General features: G+C 56.4%; 5 protein-coding genes and 1 pseudogene. 3 read left to right on the plus strand and 3 right to left on the minus strand.

Going from position 1 to position 4,526, the window contains the following annotated elements; all coding sequences use genetic code 11:
* Nucleotides 1–730, plus strand: a pseudogene (locus tag ABE528_RS27225) (hypothetical protein); the annotation flags it as partial.
* Between the two features lie 58 nt (nt 731–788).
* Here the strand turns inward: ABE528_RS27225 and ABE528_RS27230 are convergent.
* The 3 genes from ABE528_RS27230 to ABE528_RS27240 form a co-directional block, all read right to left on the minus strand.
* The gene (locus tag ABE528_RS27230; protein WP_346654622.1) at nt 789–998 is read right to left on the minus strand and encodes a type II toxin-antitoxin system YafQ family toxin; all 210 of its coding nucleotides are present in this window, start codon (nt 996–998) and stop codon (nt 789–791) included.
* Between the two features lie 37 nt (nt 999–1,035).
* Nucleotides 1,036–1,356 (minus strand): type II toxin-antitoxin system RelB/DinJ family antitoxin, encoded by a 321-nt coding sequence (locus ABE528_RS27235; protein WP_346654623.1) that lies wholly within the window; start codon nt 1,354–1,356, stop codon nt 1,036–1,038.
* 148 nt (nt 1,357–1,504) lie between these two features.
* The gene (locus tag ABE528_RS27240) at nt 1,505–1,672 is read right to left on the minus strand and encodes a hypothetical protein (RefSeq protein WP_346654624.1); all 168 of its coding nucleotides are present in this window, start codon (nt 1,670–1,672) and stop codon (nt 1,505–1,507) included.
* 615 nt (nt 1,673–2,287) lie between these two features.
* On the opposite strand from ABE528_RS27240, the gene ABE528_RS27245 reads away from it, so the two are divergent.
* Nucleotides 2,288–3,286 (plus strand): site-specific integrase, encoded by a 999-nt coding sequence (locus tag ABE528_RS27245; RefSeq protein ID WP_346654625.1) that lies wholly within the window; start codon nt 2,288–2,290, stop codon nt 3,284–3,286.
* Between the two features lie 305 nt (nt 3,287–3,591).
* Nucleotides 3,592–4,526: protein rep (locus tag ABE528_RS27250; RefSeq protein ID WP_346654626.1), on the plus strand; the 935-nt coding region annotated here is incomplete at its 3' end.

Consider the following 4,526-nt stretch of genomic DNA (forward strand, 5'->3'; position numbering starts at 1 on the left):
GAGGCAGCTGTACTGGTCTGCGGGGCTCAAGGGCCGTGTTGGGCTCGACGAGCAGACCGACGAGGAGTTGGCTGAAGAGCATCGCGATGAGGCCGATTTATTGGGCTATCTGGACTGCGATGACTGGAAACTGATTCGGGCTGCAGGCTTGCGGGCGCAGGTGCTGGATGCTGCCGAAAGCAACGGAGGTTGGGTAGCAGTTCAGCACCTGGTGCGATCGCTACGGAAACCTGTTGCGCCGGCTTTTGCTCCATCCGCATGCTGGGATAAACCCAAGCGACGGAGAAGCGCGATGCAACAACAAGTAGTGATGTTGAGTACCGAAGAAAAAGAGCTTTTTACCCAAGTGGGTAAGGCCCTTTATGGGGCTCCATTCCAAGAAAAAGTCCGCGAGATTGTGGGGGCGGCTCCAGCTCCTCGAGTCGACGAGGAAATGGTGTATCGGGTAGCCGAAATAGATATGCCAACGCATGTCTGGCCAGCATTCCAAATGATGCGCAGTCGGGGTTATGCCGAAAATTCAAGAGACAGGGATCTAGACCAAGAGGGTGAAGTGATGTTGGTCGATGGATCGCTTCTCGACTTGGTTATGGAGGCGCTTAAGCGCGTCATTGAAGCCCTGTTGGGTGTTGGGGGTGGCTTGGGGTCTCCACCTGCTGGACGCAGTTCGAAGGCTCGTCCTGGCCGTCAGAATTCCTTGCTTTTAGAGCATGAGGTAGCAAGGCGTTAGACCGTTGTAAAAACAAACCCCGCTATAGCGGGGTTTGTTTATTGGCATTTCTGAGGGTCTAACCGAAAAGCTCACTGTGTGAACCTAAATCAACGAAGTTCAGTAAGTGGCCGTCATCCTGGTAGACCAAGAGAAAGTCACCACCAATATGGCATTCGCGGGAGCCTTCCCAAGCACCTCTTAACTCATGGTCAAGATATTCTGGTGGCAGGGGCTTACCTTCGAAAAGCATGGACATGACGGCAACAGCCTCGTTCATGTCTCTCATGCCGGCTCGTTCATAGCGCTTCCAGGATTTTCTGAATTCAGCCGTGTAAGTGACGCTCCTTGGCATTGCGGCCCGCTTTTGTTTCTTCTCCTGCTTCGCCATTCAGATCCCCAAGCATCTCTTCCATCGAGTAGAACTGACGGCGAATGTCGTTGGCTTGTGCGAGAGCGCGAGCAGTTTTCTCGCTCGGCACGCGAACCTCAAACGGCAATCCACGGGTTGCGACAACTTGGCGGAGGAATAGGCGCATGGCGTCGCTGATGCTCAGGCCGCAGCCCTGGAGTACAGCTGTAGCGCGCTCTTTCAAATCCTCCTCGATGCGGCAACGCACGTCAGTGGTTTTCAGTACGGCAGCCATGATATCACCTCTTTTCAGAAAACGTAGCTACGTTGTAGTAACGTATTTACAGTAGTAAACACCAACAAGCGAACGCAAGCAAGCACAAGCAAGGAATTGCTTGTAGGGGTGCCCACACAAAAAAGGCCACCGAAAGGTGGCCTCTTTGTTAGCTGGCTAGCCCACGCTTCAACACTTCTGCTTGAGCACGCTTGTCACCGCGCTTGGCTAAGTCTCTGAGATTTTCTTCGCATCCCTTGATGATCTGATCAGCCATCGCGTGCAGCTCCTCTTTCCTGCGGAGCTCTTCCAACTTCATATCGGGTTTGGTGGTCATTGCAGCGGCTCCTGATGCCGTAAAAGCGGCTCGAACATATGTATAAGTATACAGTATATTTGCTGCCGTGCTACTCTTTGTAAACCATACTTCCGAGCGGAAGTATGGGGGTGTGGTGACCTCGAACGTCACGTTAGAGGGCATGGAGGGGGTGTAGTGACGAAGGAACGGAGTCCCCCGGAAAACACCCTGCTCTTGATCTTGATTTTGCTCAGGACTGATCAGGGTCAAGCGCTAAATCGTGGGGGCCCCGTTCGAAGAATGGGGTTCCGATTTAGTGCTTGAGGCTGATTAGTCCGGTCGCAGCGTTGCATTGGGAGTGGGGGGAAGCGCTTCACCTCCCCACGCTCCCGATGCCTCGCAGGCGAGAGCGGGTTAACAAGGGCAGAGCCCTTGGTTTTGATCTTCACCCGAGGTTAAGGGTGATGCTGATTGGTGCACCGATCAGCTGATGCAGGACAACGAGGACAGCGACGGTTTGAAACACCGCAGGATGAATCTGCATTGGTTGTGCCTCCTTGGGCTCGTGTTGTGTACGAGCACAGTCTGGCGTCACGACGGAGGCCTTTTCAGCTCAACTTTGCGCACTTACTACAACGAGAAGGGAGAACCCCCATGACACCAATCACGCAAGAGTCTTACCGGAAGCTTGCCGCATACTTTTACAAAACCCGCCTCAAGGGGGAGCAACCAACCCCGAAACGCATCGCTGATTCGCTGCAAGCGGCTGCGAGTGAATACCGGCCTGCGTATTGGCGAAAGCTCCGCAATGCCTTGGCTTTCGATCAGCGGGAGCGGGGCTTTCCGGAGGCGGCGAAGAGGATTGATGTCACGAAAAACCCGCTGACCAAGGACGGCGGAAGCGAGGGCATCAAGTCCAAACAGGTTCGCGTAAAGCGAGTTGAGCAAGCGGACGATGAACGCTTGATGCTGCACTTCACCAAGCTTGATGACGCTCAAACAACAGCTGCGTTGTTTGTCGCAAAGCACACCGGGGCCCGGCCTGCCGAGTTCAAGAACATCGAGGTTCGCGACGGTAAGGTGTTTATCCAGGGCGCAAAAAAAAGCCATGCCGGAAATCGTGGCGCCGACCGCGAAATGGTGTTTCCACCGGAGGTAGTCAGGCACATCGAAGCTGCCGTTCGCTACCTGAAGGGCGATATTGGCCCGGTACAGGATCGGATTAGGGCTGCAGGCAAGAAACTCTGGCCACAGCGCAAGGCGGTACCGTCGCTCTACTCATACCGGCACCAGATGGGCGCGAATCTCAAAGGCTCGGGTTTAGACCGAGTAGAAATCGCGTATCTGATGGGGCATCAGGCGACTGAAAGCGTCGATGTTTATGGCAATAGCCGTACGGCGCGAGGAAGTGGGAAAGGTCTGCCCAAGGTGCCATTCGAAGCTGACTTATCATCAATTCGCGTCGATCACAGCCAGCCGCCTCCGGCGAAAGCAGCGACCAGCCAGCAGAAATCAGCGGAAACACTGGCGGAAGTCATAAAAAATGCTGGGCTTGAGACTGACAAGAAAAGGCCACTATCGACGAAGATGTCTACTGAAAAAGGCCAAAAACGTCAAAGAGTTACAAGTTTTGGAGAGTTGAAACTTGATTAGTAAGCGTGCAAGATAAGCCGTCCGTCGCCAAAAGAGCAGACGACAAAAAGCAAAAAACCCCGGATCACAGCGCGCCAACGCTCCCCAGGGTTTTCCACTTAAGTTCGGGGACAGTATGTCGATAGCACTCAGATTATTCAAGTGCTCACCCCGCCAGGACGGCGGAGGTGGGCATGTCAGATGCGCCAACAGTAGAGCGTGATTCCAGGGCTGGTCGCGGGCCTCTAGGGAAGTACACGAAATCTGCTACCCCCCCTGACCTTCGAGCGAAGCTGCAGGCCGACCGTGCGACCCGGTACGAGCTCTTGGCTTCTGCTCGCGCCTTGTTTCTACACCAGGGCAAACACGAAGGTCTCAAACACCCGCACGACTGGCACCGCACCGCCAAATGCAAGTGGATCAACGTATCCGGCTTTGTGGGCGTCCACGCCTCCCGCGAGCACTCCAGCGCGTTTTATACCGGCCTCATGTCCTGCGGCAGCGTATGGGCGTGCCCCGTATGCGCCGCCAAGGTGCAGGAGCGCCGCCGTGAAGAGGTCGCCCAGGCGGTGGAGTGGGCTGATGCGCAGGGCCTGCAGTCAGCCATGGTGACGCTGACCTTTCCGCACTACGCCTGGAACAAGCTGAAAGACCTGATCGGCCAGCAGGCCGACGCATTGCACCGCCTGCGTGCAGGTTCGCCCTGGTCGCGCTTCAAGACCGCGACTGGGTATCAGGGGCTGATCCGCTCGCTAGAGCTCACTATCGGGGCGAACGGTTGGCACCCGCATACCCATGAGTTGTGGTTCGTCGACGCGGGGGTCGATGCTGACGCTATGAAGGCAAAGATCCTGGAGCGGTGGCGCAGCTGCTGCGCACGGGCTGGCTTGCTCGACCTGGACAACGCTGCGCAGGTTGAGGCGTTCGACGCGCACGCGGTGGACGTCAAGGGCTGGTGCAAGGCCAGCGACTACTTGGCCAAGCAGGACGACAGCCGGCACTGGGGTGTCGACAGCGAGATCGCGAAGGCCAGCACCAAGCAGGGCAGGGCCAAGGGCAAGCACCCGTTTGGGCTCCTCGCACTTGCCCAGGACGGCGATAAGCAGGCTGGTGCCAAATACGCCGAATATGCCCAGGTCATGCGCGGGAAGAGGCAGCTGTACTGGTCTGCGGGGCTCAAGGGCCGTGTTGGGCTCGACGAGCAGACCGACGAGGAGTTGGCTGAAGAGCATCGCGATGAGGCCGATTTATTGGGCTATCT

The sequence above is a fragment of the Pseudomonas sp. TWI628 genome (assembly GCF_039673865.1).
Taxonomy (GTDB): domain Bacteria; phylum Pseudomonadota; class Gammaproteobacteria; order Pseudomonadales; family Pseudomonadaceae; genus Aquipseudomonas.

What these genes read in the sequence shown, in the direction of transcription:
- ABE528_RS27230 (WP_346654622.1), bottom strand. Translation starts at nt 998, where the DNA reads ATGAGAGACATGAACGAGGCTGTTGCCGTCATGTCCATGCTTTTCGAA.
- ABE528_RS27235 (WP_346654623.1), bottom strand. Translation starts at nt 1,356, where the DNA reads ATGGCTGCCGTACTGAAAACCACTGACGTGCGTTGCCGCATCGAGGAG.
- ABE528_RS27240 (WP_346654624.1), bottom strand. Translation starts at nt 1,672, where the DNA reads ATGACCACCAAACCCGATATGAAGTTGGAAGAGCTCCGCAGGAAAGAG.
- ABE528_RS27245 (WP_346654625.1), top strand. Translation starts at nt 2,288, where the DNA reads ATGACACCAATCACGCAAGAGTCTTACCGGAAGCTTGCCGCATACTTT.